The 22289-nt window shown below is 64.1% G+C and carries 17 protein-coding genes and 1 pseudogene; 11 read left to right on the top strand and 7 right to left on the bottom strand.

Annotated elements, in window-relative coordinates; genetic code table 11:
- Window positions 1–11: 11 nt before the first annotated feature.
- The 7 genes and pseudogenes from bioD to PNAP_RS20125 form a co-directional block, all read right to left on the bottom strand.
- The gene (gene bioD, locus PNAP_RS20090; RefSeq protein ID WP_011803387.1) at window positions 12–734 is read right to left on the bottom strand and encodes a dethiobiotin synthase; all 723 of its coding nucleotides are present in this window, start codon (window positions 732–734) and stop codon (window positions 12–14) included.
- Window positions 731–1960 carry an 8-amino-7-oxononanoate synthase gene (gene bioF / locus PNAP_RS20095; RefSeq protein WP_041376851.1) on the bottom strand — a complete coding sequence of 410 codons (1230 nt, stop codon included), beginning with the start codon at window positions 1958–1960 and terminating at the stop codon, window positions 731–733. Before bioF ends, bioD begins: the two co-directional genes overlap by 4 nt.
- On the bottom strand, window positions 1926–3332 hold the full coding sequence (bioA, locus tag PNAP_RS20100; RefSeq protein ID WP_083758073.1) for an adenosylmethionine--8-amino-7-oxononanoate transaminase: 1407 nt from the start codon (window positions 3330–3332) through the stop codon (window positions 1926–1928). The genes bioF and bioA overlap by 35 nt, the downstream gene beginning before the upstream one ends.
- Before the next feature lie 359 nt (window positions 3333–3691).
- Window positions 3692–4646 (bottom strand): annotated as a pseudogene (locus PNAP_RS28355) (IS630 family transposase).
- A 75-nt stretch (window positions 4647–4721) separates the two neighbouring features.
- Window positions 4722–4997 (bottom strand): hypothetical protein, encoded by a 276-nt coding sequence (locus PNAP_RS20115; RefSeq protein ID WP_011803389.1) that lies wholly within the window; start codon window positions 4995–4997, stop codon window positions 4722–4724.
- Between the two features lie 301 nt (window positions 4998–5298).
- On the bottom strand, window positions 5299–5958 hold the full coding sequence (locus PNAP_RS20120) for a TetR/AcrR family transcriptional regulator (protein WP_011803390.1): 660 nt from the start codon (window positions 5956–5958) through the stop codon (window positions 5299–5301).
- A gap of 94 nt (window positions 5959–6052) precedes the next feature.
- Entirely contained in the window at window positions 6053–7048 is a 996-nt protein-coding gene (locus PNAP_RS20125; protein WP_011803391.1) for a LysR family transcriptional regulator, read from the bottom strand.
- Between the two features lie 107 nt (window positions 7049–7155).
- Between PNAP_RS20125 and PNAP_RS20130 the strand changes: the two genes are divergently transcribed.
- The 11 genes from PNAP_RS20130 to PNAP_RS25960 all read left to right on the top strand — a co-directional run bounded on the left by PNAP_RS20130 (window position 7156) and on the right by PNAP_RS25960 (window position 22233).
- Window positions 7156–8505 carry an aspartate aminotransferase family protein gene (locus PNAP_RS20130; protein ID WP_011803392.1) on the top strand — a complete coding sequence of 450 codons (1350 nt, stop codon included), beginning with the start codon at window positions 7156–7158 and terminating at the stop codon, window positions 8503–8505.
- A gap of 517 nt (window positions 8506–9022) precedes the next feature.
- Window positions 9023–10183, top strand: a complete 1161-nt coding sequence (locus PNAP_RS20135; protein ID WP_011803393.1) for a sugar ABC transporter substrate-binding protein — start codon at window positions 9023–9025, stop codon at window positions 10181–10183.
- A 74-nt stretch (window positions 10184–10257) separates the two neighbouring features.
- The gene (locus tag PNAP_RS20140) at window positions 10258–11253 is read left to right on the top strand and encodes a TRAP transporter substrate-binding protein (RefSeq protein ID WP_011803394.1); all 996 of its coding nucleotides are present in this window, start codon (window positions 10258–10260) and stop codon (window positions 11251–11253) included.
- A gap of 89 nt (window positions 11254–11342) precedes the next feature.
- Window positions 11343–12335, top strand: a complete 993-nt coding sequence (locus PNAP_RS20145; protein WP_011803395.1) for a TRAP transporter substrate-binding protein — start codon at window positions 11343–11345, stop codon at window positions 12333–12335.
- Window positions 12332–13315, top strand: coding sequence for a TRAP transporter substrate-binding protein (locus PNAP_RS20150; protein WP_011803396.1), 984 nt, complete (start codon window positions 12332–12334; stop codon window positions 13313–13315). The genes PNAP_RS20145 and PNAP_RS20150 overlap by 4 nt, the downstream gene beginning before the upstream one ends.
- Before the next feature lie 59 nt (window positions 13316–13374).
- Window positions 13375–15360 (top strand): sensor histidine kinase, encoded by a 1986-nt coding sequence (locus PNAP_RS25155; RefSeq protein ID WP_157040342.1) that lies wholly within the window; start codon window positions 13375–13377, stop codon window positions 15358–15360.
- Window positions 15357–16493 carry an FIST N-terminal domain-containing protein gene (locus tag PNAP_RS20160; RefSeq protein WP_011803398.1) on the top strand — a complete coding sequence of 379 codons (1137 nt, stop codon included), beginning with the start codon at window positions 15357–15359 and terminating at the stop codon, window positions 16491–16493. The genes PNAP_RS25155 and PNAP_RS20160 overlap by 4 nt, the downstream gene beginning before the upstream one ends.
- Window positions 16480–17991, top strand: a complete 1512-nt coding sequence (locus tag PNAP_RS20165; protein ID WP_011803399.1) for a PAS domain-containing sensor histidine kinase — start codon at window positions 16480–16482, stop codon at window positions 17989–17991. Before PNAP_RS20160 ends, PNAP_RS20165 begins: the two co-directional genes overlap by 14 nt.
- Window positions 17988–19283: a sensor histidine kinase gene (locus PNAP_RS20170; protein WP_011803400.1), complete on the top strand. Its 1296-nt coding sequence runs from the start codon at window positions 17988–17990 to the stop codon at window positions 19281–19283. The genes PNAP_RS20165 and PNAP_RS20170 overlap by 4 nt, the downstream gene beginning before the upstream one ends.
- On the top strand, window positions 19280–20575 hold the full coding sequence (locus PNAP_RS20175) for a sensor histidine kinase (protein WP_011803401.1): 1296 nt from the start codon (window positions 19280–19282) through the stop codon (window positions 20573–20575). The genes PNAP_RS20170 and PNAP_RS20175 overlap by 4 nt, the downstream gene beginning before the upstream one ends.
- Window positions 20572–22233 carry an ATP-binding response regulator gene (locus PNAP_RS25960; protein ID WP_011803402.1) on the top strand — a complete coding sequence of 554 codons (1662 nt, stop codon included), beginning with the start codon at window positions 20572–20574 and terminating at the stop codon, window positions 22231–22233. The genes PNAP_RS20175 and PNAP_RS25960 overlap by 4 nt, the downstream gene beginning before the upstream one ends.
- The last annotated feature ends 56 nt before the right edge of the window (window positions 22234–22289 follow it).

Raw genomic sequence — 22289 nt, forward strand, 5'->3', positions numbered from 1 at the left:
ATGAAAAACGCTCAGCGGGGGCTGAGCAGCTTGGCCAGCGCGGCGCTGTCCAGATGAGCGGCAATATACGCCGGCCCGGGCACGGCCAGCCGGGGAACCACGCCCAGGCACGGCGCCTGGTGGCGGCGCATCAGTTCATGGCGCAGGCTGGCCAGGTTGCCTTCGCTGTGCGCCATCGACGGATCAATGGTATTGGCAATCCAGCCCGCCAGCGCAAGGCCCCGGCTTTGAATCGCTTCGGCCGTCAGCAGGGCGTGGTTGATGCACCCCAGCCGAAGCCCGACCACCAGGATGACCGGCAGCCCCAGGGCGACTGCCAGGTCGGCCGTGTCCCATGCGTCGTCAAGCGGCACGCAAAAGCCGCCGACGCCTTCGACCACCAGCACATCGGTGCGACTGGCCAGCGCCTGCGCGTGCCGGACCAGCCCGGGGCCGTCGATCCGGCGGTTTTCCAGCGCGGCGGCGATGTGCGGCGCGCAGGCGGCCTCGAACTGCAGCGGCCCGACTTCGGCGTCGGTGAGCGGCACGGAGCCGGCCTGGCGCAAGGCCTGCACGTCGTCGTTGATGCGCTGGCCGTCGATGAGCGCTGTTCCTGCCGCCACGGGCTTCAAGCCCGCGCTGCGCCAGCCTTGCTGCGCGCACCAGTGCAGCAGCGCCGCGCTGATGCAGGTCTTGCCGATGTCGGTGTCGGTGCCGGTGATGAAGCAGCCGTGCAGCGCAGGAGCAAGCGTCATGGCTGCGCTCCGGCCAAGTCCTTGCCAGCCTGCGCCAGGGCATCGACGAGCTGCCGCACATCGTCCGCGCTGTGGGACGCGCTGAGCGTGATGCGCAGCCGGGCGGTTCCCGCCGGCACGGTGGGCGGGCGGATGGCCGGCACCCACAGGCCCTGCGCATCGAGCGCTGCCGCCAGCGCCAGCGCGGCTTCGTTGCTGCCGACGATCAGTGGCTGGATTGCGGTGCTGGAGTCCGCCAGATGCCAGCCAAGCGCCGGCTGCGCGGCGATCAGCTCGGCGAGCTGGCTGCGCAGCTGGCTGATCAGCTGCTGCAGTTGCTTGCGCCGCTGGTCGCCTTCCGTCCCGCCAATCAGCCGCAGGCTTTCGCGCAGCGCATGGGCCACGGCAGGCGGCGCGGCGGTGGTGTAGATGTACGGCCGGGCGGTCTGCACCAGCCAGTCGATGATGCTTGGATGCGCGGCGACAAAGGCGCCACCCACACCGGCCGCCTTGCCCAGGGTGCCCATGCAGATCAGGCGCTCGCTGCACAGGCCGAAGTGCGACAGGCTGCCCCGGCCCTCTTCGCCCAGCACGCCAAAGCCATGCGCATCGTCCACCACCAGCCAGGCGTCGAAGCGCTCGGCCAGCGCGAGCAACTCGGGCAGGTCGGCCACATCACCGTCCATGCTGAACACGGCGTCGGTAACGATCAGCTTGATGGGCGTGTCGCAGGCCGCCAGCTGGCGCGCCAGCACCGCCAGGCTCTTGTGGGCGTAGCGCTGCAGGGTCGCCTTGGCCAGCAGCGCGCCATCGACCAGCGAGGCGTGGTTGAGCTTGTCGGCAAAAATCGTGGCGTTGGCGCCGCCCAGCGCGGTCAGCAGCGCCAGATTGGCCATGTAGCCGGTGCAAAAATACAGCGCCTGCGCGTTGGGGATGCACGGCGCCAGCCAGGCCGCCAGATCGGCTTCAAGCGCGGCATGGGCCTCGGAATGGCCGCTGATCAGGTGCGAGGCGCCGCTGCCCGCGCCGTAAAGCTGGGCACCTTCGGCCAGCGCCCGGACCAGCGCCGGGTGGTTCGCCAGGCCCAGGTAGTCGTTGCTGCAGAACGCCAGCAGGTCGCGCGCCGGCTGGCCGCGCTGGCTGACCCGCTGGCGCGGCGCGCACGGCGACTCGGCGATGCGGCGCTGGCGCGTGAGGCCTTGCGCCTCGCGCTCACGCAGTTGGTGGTTCAGGTAGTCGATCAGCATCATCAAGCCTCTGGTTGAGAACGTCGTCAAGGGTCGCCAGCACGCGTCCGGCCAGCCAGACCGACAAGCCTTCGTCCAGCAGGTAGGGCGGCATCAGGTACACGGTGCGACCGATGGGCCGGATCAGCAGCTCGCGCGCCCGGCCGGCGAGGTGAAAGCGTTCGGCGAAACGAAAGCCGGCGAAGGGCTCGCGCACGTCGAAGGCCCAGATCATGCCGATCTGGCGGAAGTGTTCGATGCGCGCATCGGCGCGCAGCGGCGCCAGCGCGGCGGTCAACAGCGCGGCCTGCTGCCGATTGCGCGCCAGCACGCCGTCGTGCTCGAAGCGGTCGAGCACGGCCAGCGCGGCGCGGCAGGCCAGCGCGTTGCCGGTGTAGGAGTGCGAATGCAAAAAGCCGCGCGCCACGTCGTCGTCGAGGAAGGCCTCGTAAATGCTGTCGCGCGACAGCACCAAGGAGAGCGGCAGGTAGCCGCCGCTGATGCCCTTGGACAGGCAGACCAGGTCGGGCCAGATGGCGGGCTGGCCCGGCAGCGCGGCCTGCTCGAAGGCAAAAAAGCTGCCAGTGCGCCCGCAGCCCACGGCAATCTCGTCGGCGATCAAGGTCACTTCGTACTCGTCGCACAGCGCGCGGGCGGCGCGCAGGTAGGCGGGGTCATGCATCGCCATGCCGGTCGCGCCCTGCACCAGGGGTTCGAGAATCAGGGCTGCGATGTGCTCGTGGCGCCCGGCCAGCAAAGCCTGCAACTCGGCGGCGGCGCGCTGCGCGACATCGGCGGCGCTCTGGCCCGGCAGCGCCTGGCGGGCGTCTGGCGACATCACCTGGTGCGAACGCATCAAGAGCGGGTCGTAGGCGTCGCGAAACACCGCCACATCGGTGACGGCCAGCGCGCCCAGCGTCTCGCCGTGGTAGCCCTGGCGCAGGCAGACGAACTCGCGCTTGGTGCTGCGGCCCCGGTTGCGCCAGTGGTGAAAGCTCATCTTCAGCGCAATCTCGACCGCCGAAGCGCCGTCGCTGGCGAAAAAGCAGTGGCCCAGCACGCCGCCGGTCAGCGCCGACAGCCGCTCGGCCAGCTCGACCGCCGGCGCGTGGGTGCAGCCGGCCAGCATCACATGCGGCAGGCGGTCGAGCTGGTCCTTCAGCGCGGCGTTGATGCGCGCGTCGGCATGGCCGAACAGGTTGACCCACCAGGAGCTGCTGGTGTCGAAGTAGCGCCGGCCGGCGTCGTCAATGAGCCAGGCGCCTTCGCCGCGCACGATGGCCAGCGGCGGAACGGCCATGGCGCGCTGCATCTGCGTGCAGGGGTGCCAGACGGCCTTGACGCTTCGGCTGGCCAGGTCGTGCGGCGCCGAAACTGGGGTGGAATGGGACATGGTGAACTTTCAGGGCGGAGGTCGAACCGCGCAGCAGGCCGTCGGGCCGCCTGCATGGCGCCAAAAAGCCTCAAGGGTAGCGGGAGTCGAGAATCGGTCGGTCGCTTGAATCACGCAGGGAAGGATTCCCAAAGATAATTAATAATTCAAAATCCCAGAGCATACTAGAATGCGCTGCCTCAAGGGCAACTTGACCCGGCAAGCCCGGGGGTTTAGGGGCAGCAAGCCACAGCCGCCCAGCATCGGCAGTTTTCGACTGCTGGCCAGCATTGCACCTACTTTCCAGCCACCGCCAGAAGCGCCTTGGGATTCATGCGGGCAATTGTCAGCAAAGTGCGCGCCGCGCCGCTAGAGCGGCTTCACCCTGACCCGCAATAGCCACAGTGGCGAACGTAGCGCTCGCACTCGGCGCTGCCAAACCGGTCGAGCAATTGGCCAATGGCGCTCCACAAGGCATCGACGGTTCTGGCCTGGGTCTTTCGCAGCATCGCCTTGAGCTTGGCAAAGACCTGCTCGATGGGGTTGAAGTCCGGGCTGTAGGGCGGCAGGTACTTCACCGTCGCCCCGGCTTGCTCGATGGCCGCCTGGATGCCGGCGACTTTATGGGCGCTGAGGTTGTCCATTACCACGATGTCGCTGGGCCGCAGTTCGGGCACGAGAAACTGCTCGACCCAGGCGCGAAAGGCAGGCCCGTTGAGGGGGCCGTCAAGTACCAGGGGCGCCCGAAGCCCCTGGGTGCTCAGCGCGCAGACAAACGTGGTGGTGCGCCAGTGGCCGGCGGGCGCAAAGCCCCGGCAGCGCTGGCCCCGCGGCGAGCGGCCCCGCGTCGGGGCCATGCCCGTGGTTGCCCAGGTCTCATCGAGGAAGATCAGCCGAGCGGCCGGCAGGCTTGGTTGTCTGGCGCTCCAGTCCTGGCGGGCCTGGGCGACGTCGGGCCGCGTTTGCTCGGCCGCGTGCAGGGTGATTTTTTTTTAGCGTCAGCCCGAACCGCCTCAGGGTCTTGAACATCGTGGTGGTGCCTACCTCGATGCCGTGCTCGGCACGCACCCACTGACGCAGCTCGCGCAGCGTCTGCGCCGGCGCTCTGGCGACCTGCTCGCGCAGCGCGCCCTCCAGCGCGGCCAGGCGCAGCGGCATGTGGTTATGCTGCGCGCCCGGGCCCGTCTGGCCGAGCCGCTCGCGGCGTGCCCGCGCCCGGCAGACATAGGCCTGGCTCACGCCAAAGCGCTCGGCGACCTCGCGCAGCACGCCTGGCGCGGCCAGCACCCGGTCGCGCAAATCCTGTGCATAGGCTTGTCCATTTCGCCACGACATGATCGATGACCTCCAAATCAGCCTTTGATCGACCTGGCCGTTCTCAGTTCCTTTGCTGGTTACAACGAAACCGCTCTAGACCGCACGGTTCACTGCTTCCGATAGCTGTTGCAGGAAGTTCTCACCAAACCGCTTGTCGACGCCGGCGATGGCTTCGACAGCTTGAACGGGATCGAACGACTTCCCTTCAAGGACCGCTAGCGCTTGGTTGTGTAGCGCATACGCCAGATGCGCCGCAGTTCGCACGGAAGGATCGCCCTGTGAATTGGAGCCCAGATGCCCGGCAAGAAGGAGCCGAAGTTCGTACACGGCGAACGCCAATATCTGGTTTTGGTCAGGTGTGATGGGCATGGCTATTTGTGCGGTCTAACGCCGCAAAGCACTGCGGCACAACATATCAAATTCAACCAAAGAAACTGTCATTTATCCTTGTCTCCCTTGGACAGCCAGCTACATTAAAAATAGCGAAAACCTGGCACAGTTTAAAAACCGACCAGATCACGGTTTAGGCCGATTGTCGGCCAAAGGTTGTGGTTTCAACCTCAACTATTTTTAGAGAAACCTCCCGGCAATGGAAACCGGCCACCCACCCGGTTTCATGCAAGAAATACGCCTCCAGCGCAATATCCACCTGCGTAACCAGCTACTCTTTTCATAGCAAACCACAGCCCCGCAACAGCAGCTGCACCACATGCTCGGTGGCACGCGCATGGGCGGCCGGCGCCAGGCTCGGGGTGCCCAGCACGGCGCTGACCTGGACTTCGGAATCGGCATAGGTCTGGGTGGCGGCCCAGATGGTGAAGAACAGGTGCGTGCTGTCCACCGGCGCCATGCGGCCGGCGTCGATCCAGCCCTGGATGACCGCCGCCTTGTCGCGCACCATGCCGCTCAGCTCGGTCACCAGCAGCTCCTTCAGCACCGGCGCGCCGTGCAGCAACTCGTTGGCGAACACCCGCGAGGCGTGCGGCCGCTGGGCCGACAGCGCCATCTTGGCGCGGATGTAGTGCTCGATGGCCTGGCGCGGGTCGGCCTCTGGCGTGATGACATGGGCCGGCAGCAGCCAGTCGGCCAGGGTGCGCGCCAGCACCCGCCGGTACAGCGCCTGCTTGTTGCCGAAGTAATAGTGCAGGTTGGCCTTGGGCAGGCCGGAGGCCTCGGCAATCGCGGCCATGGTGGCGCCGCCAAAACCGGCCCCGGCAAACACCCGCTCGGCCGCCGCCAGGATCAGGGCTTCATTGGCCTGCCGAATCTGGCCTTTGGCGGCGGCATCATCGGCGGCATCGGCCGGGGGAACGGAGGACAAGGGAATCATCTTGGAGAAATGAGCCGTGTCTTATTGGGACACCGCTCCCGGCCGGAAACTTGCAAAAATGGACTGGCGCTTGTTGCCCCCCGAGCAGCTATTTTCATGCCATGCTTTTTTGGTGCGCCTGCAGCAGGCACTGCTGAAAGGCCAGCGTCACGCGCGAGGGCGCGAGCGAGCGCCGGGTGATGCCCACAAAGGTGCATTCATAGCGGAACAGCACGGGCGAGACCGCGCGCATCTGGCCGGCGGCGACGAAGCTGGCGGCGTAATGGTCGGGCAAAAAACCCAGGAATTCGCCCGACAGGATCAGCGTCGCCACCGATTCCTGGTCGAAACCGGTGGCGGCCCGCACCAGGCGTTCGCGGTGGCTGATTTCCATGTTCGGCGAGTGGTAGCCCAGTCCGGCGAACGCATGCGCCCGCAAGCCGGCCCAGTCCAGCCCGGCCTGCGGACGCGCAAACAGCGGATGCGCCGCGCCGGCATACAGCAGCATGGTTTCGCCGAACAGCTCGTCATAGACCAGCGTGTCCGAATTGCGGTGCGCCGGAATCACGCCGGCCTGGAAGGTGCCGTCGATCACGCCGCGCTCGATCTGGTTGATGGAGCCGACATGCAGGCTCAGCGCCACGTCGGGCGCCTGCCGCCGGAACAGGGCAATCGCCTGGGCAATGCGCGCCGCCGGGTTGCTGGCGGTCTTGTCGAACACGGCAAGATGGATGTGCCCGCCCATGCGCTGGTGGATGTCGTCCACGCTGTGCCGGAAGGCGTCGGTCGAGGCCAGCAGGCGCAGGGTTTCGGCGTAGATCCGCTCGCCTTCCGGGGTCAGCGCAAAGCCGGCCCGCCCGCGCCGGCACAGCGTCAGGCCGAGCCGGATTTCCAGGTCCTTGACATGCCGGCTCACGGTGGAGGTGCCGATGTTGAGTTCGAGTTCGGCCGCCGCCATGCCGCCGCATTCGACCACCGCCTTGAACACGCGCAGCAGGCGCAGGTCGATGTCGCCGACCTGCCCCAGCACCGCCCTGGCCTTGACGGCAGGCGGGGCTGAAGGGCTTGAAGGGCTTGTGGCGACGAAAGCCGCCGGGCGTTTTGCTTGCATGAATTGCTAACTGAACAGGGCTATTTCTATATGCATAAGAGTATCAGACAGGCCAACAATGGCGCTTTCGCCCTTCCCACTTCCGACCTGACCTGGAGCCCTTCCTCATGGACATGACCGATTCCACCCAGCTGCCCCGCACGCGACTTGATGCCGCCTGGCTGGACGCGCACTGGATGCCCTACAGCGCCAACCGCAACTTCAAGGCCAACCCGCGCATGATCGTCAGCGGCAAGGGCGCCTACTACACCGACAGCGATGGCCGGCAGATTTTCGACGGCCTGTCGGGCCTGTGGTGCTGCGGCCTGGGCCATGCCAGGAGCGAACTGACCGAAGCCGTGACGCGCCAGATGAACACGCTGGATTATTCGCCCGCCTTCCAGTTCGGCCACCCGCTGTCGTTCGAGCTGGCCAACCGCATCAAGGAACTCACGCCCGCCGGGCTCGACCATGTGTTCTTCACCGGCTCGGGCTCGGAGTCGGCCGACACCTCGCTGAAAATGGCGCGCGCCTACTGGCGCACCAAGGGTCTGGCCAGCAAGACCCGGCTGATCGGCCGCGAAAAGGGCTACCACGGCGTGAATTTCGGCGGCATCTCGGTCGGCGGCATCGGCGCCAACCGCAAGCTGTTCGGCCAGGGCGTGGAGGCCGACCACCTGCCGCACACCCAGCTCAAGAAAAACGCGTTCTCGCGCGGCATGCCGGCCGAGGGCGCCGAGCTGGCCGACGAGCTGCTGAACCTGATCGCGCTGCATGACGCATCGAACATTGCCGCCGTCATCGTCGAGCCGTTCTCGGGTTCGGCCGGCGTGGTGGTTCCGCCCGTGGGTTACCTGCAGCGGCTGCGCGAGATTTGCACGGCGAACAACATCCTGCTGATTTTTGACGAGGTCATCACCGGCTTTGGCCGCTGCGGCGCCTTCACCGGCGCGGAAGCCTTCGGCGTCACGCCCGACATCCTGAACATTGCCAAGCAGGTCACCAACGGCGCGCAGCCGCTGGGCGCGGTGGTCGCCAAAAAGGAAATCTACGACACCTTCATGGCGGCGGGCGGGCTGGAGTACCTGCTCGAATTCCCGCACGGCTACACCTATTCGGCGCACCCGGTGGCCTGCGCGGCGGGCCTGGCGACGCTGGACATCCTGCAAAAGGAAGACATGATGGGCCGCGTGAACGCCCTGGCGCCGTATTTCGAGAACGCGGTGCATGGCCTGAAGGGCGTGAAGCATGTCACCGACATCCGCAACTTCGGCCTGGCCGCCGGCTTCAGCATCGACGCCCTGCCCGGCGAGCCGGCGCGCCGGCCTTACGAGATCGGCATGGCAATGTGGAAAAAGGGCTTTTACGTGCGCTACGGCGGCGACACCATTCAACTCGCCCCGCCCTTCATCGCCACGCCCGAAGAGATTGACCGCCTGATCGACGCGCTGGGCGAGACGCTGATGCACACCGACTGAGCGGCGGGGCTACAGGCCCATCCTTACTCCTTATTTCATAGCTGCTTGCGCACGTCCTGATTGCGCAAGAGGCACTTTTTGCATGAAAAAGCGGTTTTAAAGCCACAATCAGGCTGCCAGAGGGCGTGAAAGCGCTGCTCAGGAAGGAAAAACCACTGATTTTCAGCATCAAATCAGCCTCTGGCGCAATGAGTACGGGCGTAATCAGCTATGCAATTCATAGCACGGCCAAAACCCTGTCTATGAATAGACGGCATTTCTGAAATTTCCACGTCCCCAAGTTCCCTATTTTTGCTGGTTTGATGCGGACCGCCATGGCCGCCATGCCACAGGGCAGCACGCACAAAGAAACATTCACTTACGCCATAACGACAAATATGACAATGTGGAAAACGCCTTAACGCTGCAGCCTATGAATGTGATCTGATCACATCGCAGCAAAAAATGATAAAAATAATAAAAACGTCTCTTATCTTGCAGTTTCCACACGGTGTACCCAACCCATAAGGAGACGTAGATGAGTTTGAAGAAGACGCTGCAAGCCACCGTGGCCACTCTGGCGCTGGTGGCCGCCGCCCAGACCCTCGCCAAAGACGTCTATCGCGTTGCCGTGATCCGCTGGGCACCGACCGACATCTACTTCAACGGCGTGCAGATGGGGCAGGAACTGGAGCGCCAGCGCCTGGAAAAAGCGCATGGCGTGAAAATCGAATTCCGCGTTTTCGGGGCCAACGACGTGACCCAGCAGCGCACCGAGATCGAAACGCAGATCTCGCGCGGCGTCGATGGAATGCTGTTCGTGCCGTGGCGCGGCGAGGTGATGCGCAGCCTGGTGACCGGCCTGCATAAAAAGGGCATCCCGGTGGTCACGAGCAACGCCTTGGTGCCAGGTGCGCCGCAGACTTTCGTCGCCTTCGACAACCGCCACGCGGGACGCCTGGGCGGCGAGGCCATCGTGCGCCGCCTGAGCGAGCTGCGCGGCCCCGACTGGCCCAGCAAGGGTGGCGTGATCATCGAACTGCGCTGCATCATCACCGCCTCGTTCGACATCGGCCGCCACGAAGGCTACCGCTCGGTGTTCGACCCGCTCGTCAAGGCCAATCCGAACCTGAAGGTCGAAACCCGCGAAGCCCGCTGCGATGACGCCAAGGCACACAAGGCGGTGGATGAGCTGATCTCGCGCTACGGTGCGGCCAGCGTGCTGGCCGTGGCCAGCATCGACGGCACGATGGGCGTCGGCGGAGCGGTGCGGGCACTGCAAGGCCAGGGCCTGCTGTACCCGTTCGAGGATCCGCGCCACATTCCGGTGGCAACCATTGACGGCTCACTCGTCGAGCTGCAGGCCATCGCGCTCGGCCACATCGACCACGTCTCGGTGCAGCCGGCCGACGGCGAAGGCGTGCTGTCGATGCGGCTGCTGTTCGACATGATGAAAGCCGGCAGGCCGATGGCCAGGGCTGACAAGGCTTCGACCCTCATGGCCGACAGCAAGGAGCTGTGGGCGCCGGTGCAGGTCGAGCCGGGCACGGCCTTTGATGGCGCCTGGTACCGCACCAAGGCCTTCAGCGTGCCCTCGGACGTCAGGTACGACGATCCGCGGCTGTGGTCGATCCAGATGTACAAGATTGAGAACGGCGGCAAGGCCCCCGACCTGATCGGCGGGAAGTTCAAAAACTGAGCCACACGCTTGCGCATTGCGTGCAGCCGGCTTCCCTCCCCTACTTCAGCATTGATCAGAAAAGACATTCCGCCATGCAAGCCATCCGTTTCACCCTCATCGCGGCGCTCGCGGCCTTCGCCGCCAGCGCAGTCGCGGCGCATGCCGGACCAATCACCCTGACGTTCTCCCATGGCACCCCGACCACGCACCCGGAGCATGTGGCGGCGCTGCAGTTTGCCAGGCGTGTCGAAGAGCGCACCCATGGGCAAATCAAATTCGCGATCTTTCCGGCGGGTCAGCTCGGCAGCGAAAACGAAGTATTGGAGAAAGTCCGGCTCGGCGCGCTCGACATGGCCGCGTCCACGCAGAACTACCTCATCAAGTACGAAAAGGCCTTCGCGGTCATCACCATGCCCTATGTATTCGACAACTACGCGCATGCGCACCGGGTGCTCGACGGCCCGGCGATGGCCTGGCTCGCCCCGCTGGCCAAGAAGCAGGGTTTCGTCATGCTGTCCAACTGGGAATGGGGCTTTCGCAACCTGACCAACAACCAGCGTCCGATCAACCAGCCCGGGGATGTGCGCGGCCTGAAAATACGCGTGCCACCCGTGCTGGGGCTTGAGGCCACCATGCAGGCGCTGGGCGCGCAGATCAGCAAGATCAGCTTCAAAGACCTCTACGCAGCGTTGTCGCAAGGACGGGTCGATGGCCAGGAAAACCCGCTCAACGTGATTTATTACAACAAGCTGTACGAGGTGCAGAAGCACCTCGCGCTGACGCGGCATGTTTACTACAACCAGGTTCACCTCATGGGCGCCAAAAGCTGGGCCAGGCTCACGCCGGCGCAGCAAACCATCGTGCGCGAAGAAAGCAAGGCGGCAGGCGACGGCGCGCGCAAGGCCATCATTGCCGAAGAGGACGAGCTGATCGCCAAAATGGCCGCTGCCGGGGTGAAGGTCACACGCCCCGACCCCCAGCCGTTCCGCGCCATGATGGAGCCCGCCCACCAAAAGATCAAACTCCTTGCCGGCGAAGAGAACGCACGCAAGTTCCTGAACATGGTCGCGGATGAACGCCGGCCATGAACCACCTCTGTGTTTTCCGTGTTCGCAATCGGCAAGCCGTTCAAGGGCAACCGTGCATTCGCGGATTTACTGGCAAAGGACACTGATCCATGAAAGCAATTTGTTCAACATTCATCGCCGTGCTGGCCCTCGCCACTTGCGCAGTGATGGCACATGCCGAGCCGATCACCCTGACGCTGGTCCATGCCGCCTCGACCACGCACCCGGAACACCTGGCGGCGCTGCAGTTTGCCAGGCGCGTCGAAGAGCGCACCCACGGGCAAATCAAGACCAGGATATTCCCGGCGGCCCAGCTCGGCAGCGAAACCGAAATGATCCAGAAAGTCCGACTCGGAGCCATCGACATGGACTTGGCCTCTCACCACTACCTCATCAATTATGAGAAGGCCTTCGCGGTTGTGATCATGCCTTACGTATTCGACAACTATGAGCATGCGCACCGGGTGCTCGACGGCCCGGCGATGGCCTGGCTCGCGCCGCTGGCCGAAAAGCAGGGCTTCGTGATCTTGTCCAACTGGGAATGGGGCTTTCGCAACCTGAGCAACAACCAGCGTCCAATCAACCAGCCCGAGGATGTGCGCGGCCTGAAAATACGCGTGCCGCCTGGGGTTGGAATGGAGGCCAGCATGGAAGCGCTGGGCGCGCAGATCAGCAAGATCAGCTTCAAGGATCTCTACGCAGCGTTGTCGCAAGGACGGGTCGATGGCCAGGAAAACCCGCTCAGTGTCTTTTATCACCACAAGCTGTACGAGTCTCAGAAGCACCTCGCGCTGACGCGGCATGTTTACTACAACATGGTCCACTTCATCAGCGTCAAAAGCTGGACCCGGCTCACGCCGGCGCAGCAAACCATCGTGCGCGAAGAAAGCAAGGCGGCGGGCGACGGCATGCGCAAAAAAATCATGGCCGAAGAGGACGAGCTGATCGCCAGGCTGGCCGCTGCCGGGGTGAAGGTCACACGCCCCGACCCCCAGCCGTTCCGCGCCATGATGGAGCCCGCCCACAAAAAGATCAAGCTCCTTGCCGGCGAAGAGAACGCACGCAAGTTCCTGAACATGGTCGCGGATGAACGCCGGCCATGAAAGCGATTCGTCTGATATTCCTCGCCGGGCTGGCCTGCGCTGCGATGGCGCACGCCGAGCCGATCACCTTGACGCTTGCGCATGCCACCATGACCACGCACCCGGCTCACCTGGCGGCGCTGCAGTTTGCCAGGCGGGTCGAAGAGCGCACCAACGGGCAAATCAAGACCGAGATATTCCCGGCGGCTCAGCTCGGCAGCGAAAACGAAATGCTAAAAAAGGTCAAACTCGGCGCGATTGACATGGACGTGTCCACGCCGAACTACATGATCAAGTACGAAAAGGCCTTCGCGGTCGTGGTCATGCCCTACGTATTCGACAACTACGAGCATGCGCACCGGGTGCTCGACGGCCCGGCGATGGCCTGGCTCGCGCCGCTGGCCGAGAAGCAGGGCTTCGTGATCTTGTCCAACTGGGAATGGGGCTTTCGCAACCTGACCAACAACCAGCGCCCGATCAACCAGCCCGGGGATGTGCGCGGCCTGAAAATACGCGTGCCGCCCGTGGCTGAAGTCGAGACCACCATGCAGGCGCTGGGCGCGCAGGTCAGCAAGATCAGCTTCAAAGACCTCTACGCAGCGTTGTCGCAAGGACGGGTCGATGGCCAGGAAAACCCGCTCAACGTGATTTATTACAACAAGCTGTACGAGGTGCAGAAGCACCTCGCGCTGACGCGGCATGTTTACTACAACACCGTGCACCTGATCAGCGCCAAAAGCTGGGCGATGCTCACGCCGGCGCAGCAAAAAATTGTGCGCGAAGAAAGCAAGGCGGCGGGCGACGGCATGCGCAAAAAAATCATTGCCGAAGAGGACGAGCTGATCGCCAAAATGGCCGCTGCCGGGGTGAAGGTCACGCGCCCCGACCTCAAGGCGTTTCGCGCCACAGTGGAACCCGTTTATCAGGAAATTGCCGCCTACACGGGCGAAGCGAATGTGCAAAGGTTTCTGAAAATGGTCGAAGATGAGCGCAAGAAATGATGGCTGAAGATGTCCGCAAGAAGTAACCGGCACGGCAAGCGCCAAACCTGGGGCACAACGTGAAATTGGACAAGGCTTCCAGCAACATGGCGTGGCTGCGGCGCTCACCGAGCCTGAAGCTTGAGCTGGCGCTTGGATTCGGCGTGGTCATCGCGCTGACGCTGGTGCTGGGCGTCGCCGCCTACCTGAGCGAGGAGCGCTCGGTTCTTGCCGTCAACAAGCTGTTGACCATCGACAACAGGATGGCCGACCTCAGCCTGCGCAGCGCCCAGGCGATGCACAAGGCGCGCCGGGCCGAAAGCGATCTGCTGCTCTACGTGGACGAGCTTGGGCTGGCTGCGGCAAGCGAGCGCTACGAGCCGCTGGTGCAATCGAGCCTGATCGATATGCGCGAATACCTGACGAGCATTCAGATCCTGTCCACCCATCCCGACATCCTCGACAACATCAAGCAGATCGAAGCGCAGATTCAACAGTACGAAAGTGGATTTTCGACCCTGCTCAATCTCTCAAAAAAATTAGATCAGACGGCACCGGAATGGGAAGAAAAATTCCGCCGCATGGGACCGGAGGCCGAAGCGCTGCTCAAAGGGGTCAAGGGCGCCCATCAACAGAACCTGAAAGACAGCTTTCAGAACCTGCGCCAGCATGAAGATGATTTCACCAGTCACCGCAAAGAGGTGCAATTGCAGCTGTTTCAGGCGGGCGTCACCGAATTGCGCGCGCAACTTCAGGCGCCTCATCCGCCAGGGGCAGAGTATCAGCGCCTGGTAGCGCTGCTGCATGACTATGCGCAGATCTACCAGCACTACGTGGAAATGGTCCACGCGATCCAGGCGGTCCAGCATCAATACGTGCAAGCCGCGCTGGCCATGGAACCCTTGCTGGAAGACATGCACACCACCGCCACCATGCGCGCCGTCCAGACCCGTAACGGCGTCGAAAGCGCCGCCAGCTTTACGCGCTGGACCATCTTTGTCAGCGCCTCCATCGCCACGTTGCTGGGCGCCATCGTTGCCTTCCTGGTGTCGCAACGCATTACCGGTGCCGTGACGAAGCTGATCACTTTTTCCGAGCGCGTCGCCTCGGGGGATTTCAGCGCAAGGGCACAGCAAAGCCACGAACATGAATTCGCCATCCTGGCGCGCGCCATGAACCAGATGGCGCAATCCCTTGAGAATTCGCGAACCGAGTTGCTGGCCGCCGCGCGCCAGGCCGGCATGGCCGAGATCGCCACCAACGTGCTGCACAACGTGGGCAACATCCTCAACAGCGTCAACGTCTCGGCCGACCTGCTCGGCAGCACGCTGCGCACCTCGCGCGCCCAGGGGCTGTCGCGGGCGGTGCAGCTGATGCACGAGCACGCGGCCGACCTGGGCGAGTTTTTGACCCGTGACGACAAGGGCCGGCTGCTGCCGGGCTATCTGGGCCAGCTGGCCCCGGCGCTGGCCGCAGAGCAGCAAGGCATGGCCGAGGAACTCGCCCGCCTCATCCGCAGCGTCGATCACATCAAGGACGTGGTGGCCACCCAGCAGTCCTACGCGGGGAGTTCGAGCATTGTCGAGCCGGTGCAGATCCGCGATCTGGCCGAGGATGCCCTGCGCATGAACGACGGATCGCTCACGCGCCATCAGGTCAGCGTGGTCAGGGACTTCGCGCAGACCCCGGTGCTGCGGCTGGACCGGGCGCGGGTGCTGCAGATCCTGGTGAACCTGATCAGCAATGCCAAGCATGCGATGGACGGCGTGGCGGACCGCTCGCACCGGCTGACCCTGAGCATCCATGTCGCCGGCAACGCCGACGGCAGCAAGAACCTGCGGGTCTGCGTGAGCGACGAGGGCGAGGGCATTTCGGTGGACAACCTCACGCGCATCTTCGCGCACGGCTTCACCACGCGCAAGGCCGGCCACGGCTTCGGGCTGCACAGCTGCGCGCTGGCGGCCCGGCAGATGGGCGGCACCCTCACGGCTCACAGCGACGGCCCCGGCCGGGGGGCGACCTTCACGCTTGAACTTCCGATTGATACAGCACAAGGCGCGTCATGAAAAATCAGCCCTCTCTGCAAATCCGGCGCGGCATTTCGACTGCCACGCAAGAGCACATCGCCGTGGCCGAAATCCGGCACCTCATTCACCAGGATCAGGCGCAACTGATTTTGTTTTTTTGCTCCGCAGCCTACGACCTCGCCAGGCTCGCGGCCGAATTGCGAAACGCGTTTGGCGATACGCCGGTGATTGGCTGCACCACGATTGGGCAACTGGGGCTGGACGGCTATACCAGCGGCGGCATCAGCGCCATCAGCCTGGCTGGGGATATTGCCGCGCATCCTTTCGCGGTGGACCTTGCCGCGATGGAAGGCAGGATGTCGGGCATCGCCGACGAAACCAAGCGAATCATCGGGATGCATCCGGATCAACGCCCCTTCGGGCTGCTGCTGGTGGACGGGTTGTCCCTGATGGAAGAGCAACTCGCCTCGCTGCTGTACCGGCGCATGCCGCATCTGCCCATCGTCGGCGGCTCGGCCAGCGACAACCCGAGCTTGCAGCAAACCCATGTCTATGTCGATGGCGAGTTCCGTACCCATACGGCCGTTTTCACGCTGTTCCGCACACGCCTGCCGTTCCGGACCATCAAGTTCGCGCACTTCGTTCCCACGGACACGACACTGGTCATCACCCGTTCCGACCAGGAAAAACGCGTGGTCTATGAGATCAACGGCGAGCCCGCCGCCCAGGTGTATGCCGACCTGGTCGGCGTGCCCCTGGAGCAACTCGGTCTGCCGACTTTTTCCGTCAACCCGCTCATCTTCGAGATGGGCGGGGAGCAATACATCCGCGCCATTGGCGGCGTCAATCCCGACCAAAGCCTCACGCTGTATTGCACCATCGAGAACGGCATGGTTCTCAGCATTGGGCGCGCGGTCGATCCGGTGGCCAACGCGCTGGCCGCGTTTGACCGGCTGCGCGAAGACATCGGCGAGCCTGCGCTGGTGATCGGATGCGACTGCCTCCTGCGCCGCCTGGAATTTGAAGGCAGCGGCCTGCTCGATGCGATGGGCGACATCATGAAATGCAATCAGGTCTTCGGCTTCAGCACTTACGGCGAACAATTCGACGGCATGCACATGAACCAGACCTTCACGGGCGTGGCCATCGGGACGGGTCATGCCCTCGCGTGAAACAGTGGACGCGGCCGAAGCCGCAGCCCATTTGACGCTTCGCCTGGCGGCGCTGGAGCGCAGCCTGGCCGCGCGAGACAAAACCATTCAGGCGCTCGTCACGCGCGAAAAAGACCGCGCTGGCAAGCGCCATTCAACCTTCGGGGCGATGGAGGAAAACGCAGTACTTCAGCAGGTCGTGACTCAAAAAACGCTTGAACTGGAGGTGCAAAACCGCAAACTCGAACAAACCACCAGCGACCTTCGGGAAACCAGCCGCTTGCTCGAAGTGCTGCTGGAAAACACGCCGGTTTACATCTACTTCAAGGACGAGCAATCACGCTTCGTGCACTTCAGCCAATCCCTGCAGAATGCGGTGCGCGCAGCCGACGCCGCGGCCCTCAAGGGCAAGACCGATTTTGACTTCTTTGCTCCCGCCTATGCACGGGAAACTTTTGCCGACGAACAAGCCATTCTCCAGTCAGGCGAGCCGATCATCGGCAAGGCGGAAAAAATGCAGCACGCCGACGGCCGGATATTGTGGACGCTCACGACAAAAATGCCCTGGCGCAACAAGGATGGGCGCATCATCGGCACTTTTGGCGTTTCCTCGGACCTCACGCTCATCAAGGCCACGCAAGCCAAACTGGAACTTGCGCAAACCGAGTTGCTGGCCGCCGCGCGCCAGGCCGGCATGGCCGAGATCGCCACCAACGTGCTGCACAACGTGGGCAACATCCTCAACAGCGTCAACGTCTCGGCCGACCTGCTCGGCAGCACGCTGCGCACCTCGCGCGCCCAGGGGCTGTCGCGGGCGGTGCAGCTGATGCACGCGCACGCGGCCGACCTGGGTGAATTTCTGACCCTGGACGACAAGGGCCGGCTGCTGCCGGGCTACCTGGGCCAGCTGGCCCTGGCGCTGGCCGCCGAGCAGCACGGCATGGCCGAGGAGCTCGCGCGCCTCATCCGCAGCGTCGATCACATCAAGGACGTGGTGGCCACCCAGCAGTCCTACGCGGGGAGTTCGAGCATTGTCGAGCCGGTGCAGATCCGCGACCTGGCCGAGGATGCCCTGCGCATGAACGACGGATCGCTCACGCGCCATCAGGTCAGCGTGGTCAGGGACTTCGCGCAGACCCCGGTGCTGCGGCTGGACCGGGCGCGGGTGCTGCAGATCCTGGTGAACCTGATCAGCAATGCCAAGCATGCGATGGACGGCGTGGCGGACCGCTCGCACCGGCTGACCTTGAGCATCCATGTCGCCGGCAACGCCGACGGCAGCAAGAACCTGCGGGTCTGCGTGAGCGACGAGGGCGAGGGCATCTCGGCCGACAACCTCACGCGCATCTTCGCGCACGGCTTTACCACGCGCAAGGCCGGCCACGGCTTCGGGCTGCACAGCTGCGCGCTGGCCGCCCGGCAGATGGGCGGCACCCTCACGGCCCACAGCGAGGGCGCCGGCCGGGGCGCCACCTTCACGCTTGAACTTCCGATTGATACCGCGCAAGGCGCATCATGAACCCGTTGCAGAACCGGCGTATTTTGCTGATCGACGACATGCCCTCGCTCCACGAGGACTTCCGCAAGATCCTTGCGCCCAAGCCGGTCGCGCGCGAGCTTGACAGCTTCGAGGCGGCGCTGTTCGGCCAGGCCGAGGCGCCTGCGTGCGACGGCTACGAGCTGGACTCGGCCTACCAGGGGCGCGACGGCGTGGCCCGGGCCGAGGTGGCCCTCCAGGCCGGCCGGCCCTACGCCATGGCCTTCGTGGACATGCGCATGCCCCCGGGCTGGGACGGCGTGGAGACCATCGAGCGGCTCTGGCGCATCGACCCGCAGGTGCAGGTGGTGATCTGCACGGCCTACTCCGACCACGCCTGGGAGGACGTTCTGGCGCGCCTGGACGTGCAGGACCGGCTGCTGATCCTGAAAAAGCCGTTCGACATGATCGAAGTCAGCCAGCTGGCCAGGACGCTGACGGCCAAGTGGACGCTGGCGCGGCAGGCCACCTTGCAAATGAAAACCCTGGAGGAGGCGGTGCAGAACCTCAAGGCGAGCGAAGTGGCCCTGCGCCAATCCAACACGGAACTCGAAGCCTTCTCATACTCCGTCTCGCATGATCTGCGCACGCCGCTGAGCATCATGAACGCATTCAGCAATCTGCTGGCCAGGGAACTGGGCGGCCATGCCAGCAAGAAGGTGCTGCATTACCTGTCGAGAATTCAGGCCAGTGCCGTGGTGGGCGGGCAACTGATCGAAGACCTGCTGTCCCTGGCACAGGTATCGCGTGCAAAATTGTGCATGGAGCCGGTCGATCTGAGCGACCTCTCGCGCCAGCTCATGGGCGAATACCGCAGCCAGGCTCCGCAGCGCCAGGCGCTTATCGCGGTTCAGGATGGCTTGCAGGCCCACTGCGACAAGCGCTTGCTCCGGATCGCCCTGCAGCGCCTGCTGGGCAACGCATGGAAATTCACCTCCCTGCGGCCCCATGCCGAGATCGCGGTCGGCAGGCTGGACGACACGGACGGCGAAGCGGTGTTTTTCGTGCGGGACAACGGCAGCGGCTTCGACATGGCTTACGCCAGCAAGCTTTTTACGACCTTTCAGCGGATCCATGCGGTCCATGAGTTTCCCGGAACCGGGGTAGGCCTGGTGACCGCGAGCCGGATCATCGGCCGGCACGGTGGCCGGGTCTGGGCCGATTCCAGACCGGGCGAAGGCGCCACGTTTTACTTCACGATACCGCTGGCCCCCCGGCAAAGCCCGCTTCGGGAAAGCCGGATCGGCTCACCAGACCACAGGAACCCACCATGAACGAGCCGCAGAACCGGCGTATTTTGCTGATCGACGACATGCCATCGATCCATGAGGACTTTCGCAAGATCCTTGCACCCCGGCCGGCCGCGCGCGAGCTTGACAGCTTCGAGGCGGCGCTGTTCGGCCAGGCCGAGGCGCCCGCGTGCGACGGCTACGAGTTGGACTCGGCCTACCAGGGGCGCGACGGCGTGGCCCAGGCCGAGGCCGCCGTGCAGGCCGGGCGGCCCTACGCCATGGCCTTCGTGGACATGCGCATGCCCCCGGGCTGGGACGGCGTGGAGACCATCGAGCGGCTCTGGCGCATCGACCCGCAGGTGCAGGTGGTGATCTGCACGGCCTACTCCGACCATGCCTGGGAGGACGTGCTGGCGCGCCTGGACGTGCAGGACCGGCTGCTGATCCTGAAAAAGCCGTTCGACATGATCGAGGTCAGCCAGTTGGCCAGGACGCTGACGGCCAAGTGGACGCTGGTGCGGCAGGCCAGCTTGCAGATGAAAACCCTGGAGGAGGCGGTGCAGAACCTCAAGGCGAGCGAAGCGGCCTTGCGCCAGTCCAACAAGGAACTCGAAGCCTTCTCGTATTCGGTTGCCCATGACTTGCGCTCTCCCCTGAACTCCATCGATGGCTTCAGTCACTTGCTGCAAAAGTCGGTCAGCGGAGACACCGCGGAACGCTCAAGGCACTACCTGAGCCGCATACGGGCGGGCGTGCGGCAGATGGGAGAGCTCACGGACGGCCTGCTGTCGCTGGCTCAATTGTCCCGCACCAGCCTGAAGGCCGAGACGGTCGATCTGGCGGCGATGGCCCAGCGGGTGCTGGATGACTGCCAGGAGCGGGACGCAGGGCGGAGCGTGAAATCCCACGTGGAAAGCGACCTGGTCGCCATCGGTGACCCCGCACTGCTGCGCCAGGTGATGGAAAACCTGATCGCGAATGCCTGGAAATTCACCGCGCATACCGCGGCCCCGGAGATATGGTTCGGAAAACTGCAGAGCGGCAGCGAGACAGCCATCTACTTCATCCGCGACAACGGCGCGGGTTTTGACATGGCTTATTCGGACAAGCTGTTTGGTACTTTCCAGCGCCTGCATTCACCGGGCGAGTTTGCCGGAACGGGCATTGGCCTGGCGACTTCGCACAGGATCATTGCGCGTCACGCCGGCTGCATCTGGGCCGAAGGTGCGGTCGGGCAAGGTGCTACGTTTTTCTTCACGCTCCCTTTGAGCGCCCCGCAACCCCCTCCCCGCGAAACCCACACCGCCCCATTACAAAACAGGAGCCAGCCATGAACAAGCCGCAGAACCGGCGTATTTTGCTGATCGACGACATGCCATCGATCCACGAGGACTTCCGCAAGATCCTTGCGCCCCGGCCGGCCGCGCGCGAACTCGACAACTTCGAGGCGGCGCTGTTTGGCCAGGCCGAGGCGCCTGCGTGCGACGGCTACGAGCTGGACTCGGCCTACCAGGGGCGCGACGGCGTGGCGATGGTCGAGGCCGCTGTCCAGGCCGGCCGGCCCTACGCCATGGCCTTCGTGGACATGCGCATGCCCCCGGGCTGGGACGGCGTGGAGACCATCGAGCGGCTCTGGCGCATCGACCCGCAGGTGCAGGTGGTGATCTGCACGGCCTACTCCGACCATGCCTGGGAGGACGTGCTGGCGCGCCTGGACGTGCAGGACCGGCTGCTGATCCTGAAAAAGCCGTTCGACATGATCGAGGTCAGCCAGCTGGCCAGGACGCTGACGGCCAAGTGGACGCTGGCGCGGCAGGCGGCGTCGCAGGTGAGCGGCCTGGAGGAGGCCGTGCAGGAGCGGACCCGGGCTTTGCACGCCAGCGAATCGCAACTGCACCAGATCGCGGACACCTTGCCAGCCTTGATTGCCTACGTGGACGCAGAACAGCGCTTTCAGTTTCACAACCAGTCCTACGAAGAAGTTTTTGGACTGAAGCACGAACAGATCCACGGCAAGACCCTGCGCGAGATGATGGGCGGCGAGGTTTACGGAAAAGTTCAAGGCAAGGTCGAGGAAGCCTTGGCGGGCTACTCGGTGCAGTATGACCGCGTGCAGAAAACCGCCAATGGCCAGCTTCGCGACTACGTCATGAAGTACCTGCCGCGCTATGGCGAAGACGAGGATGAAGGCAAGGTGCTGGGCTTTTTCGTGCTGGGCGCCGACGTGACCGAACTCAAACGCCTTGAGCGCATGAAAGGTGAATTTATCTCAAGCGTCAGCCACGAACTGCGCATGCCGCTGGTCTCCATCCGCGGCACGCTGGGCCTGATCGCGGGAGGTGTTGCCGGCGAGTTGCCGGCCATGGTCAAAAATCTGGTCGGCATTGCCACCAATAACTCCGAACGCCTGATCAGGCTCCTCAACGACATTATTGACAGCGAGACCATCGAATCCGGAACCATGCACTTTGAACTGCGGCCGGTGGAACTGCTGCCTTTGCTGGCACAGGCCGTCGCGGCCAGCGAGGGCTTTGCCAGCCAGCACAACATCAAGCTGATTCTTGATGGCCCGGCAGAGGCGGTGAGCGTCAATGTTGACCATGACCGGCTCAGCCAGGTGATCGCCAATTTGCTGTCCAATGCCGTGAAATTCTCGCCTCCGGCGGCGTCAGTACGCATCCGGCTGCTGCGCCTTGATAACGGGCGGGTCCGGGTTGAAGTGGCTGACAGCGGCCCCGGCATTCCCGAAGAGTTTGGCAAACGCATCTTCCAGAGCGGCCCGCAGGCCGACGCGCCGGATACCCAACTCAAGGACGGCACGGACCTGGGCCTGAATATCTCGCACTCCATCGTCGAGCGCATGGGCGGCAGCATGGGATTCACGACCGATGCCGGCACAGGCAGCGTCTTCTTCTTTGAGCTGCCCCAGGCGGTGCCGCTGCCGGTTGATGACAGACTGTGGGGCGCGGCCCGTCCACCGCTGAGTGCTTAGCCTGCGGGCTTCGAACCGCGCTTTTCTTTAAAAAAAACCGACAAGAGGGAGCAATC

The organism is Polaromonas naphthalenivorans CJ2 (assembly GCF_000015505.1).
GTDB lineage: Bacteria > Pseudomonadota > Gammaproteobacteria > Burkholderiales > Burkholderiaceae_C > Polaromonas > Polaromonas naphthalenivorans.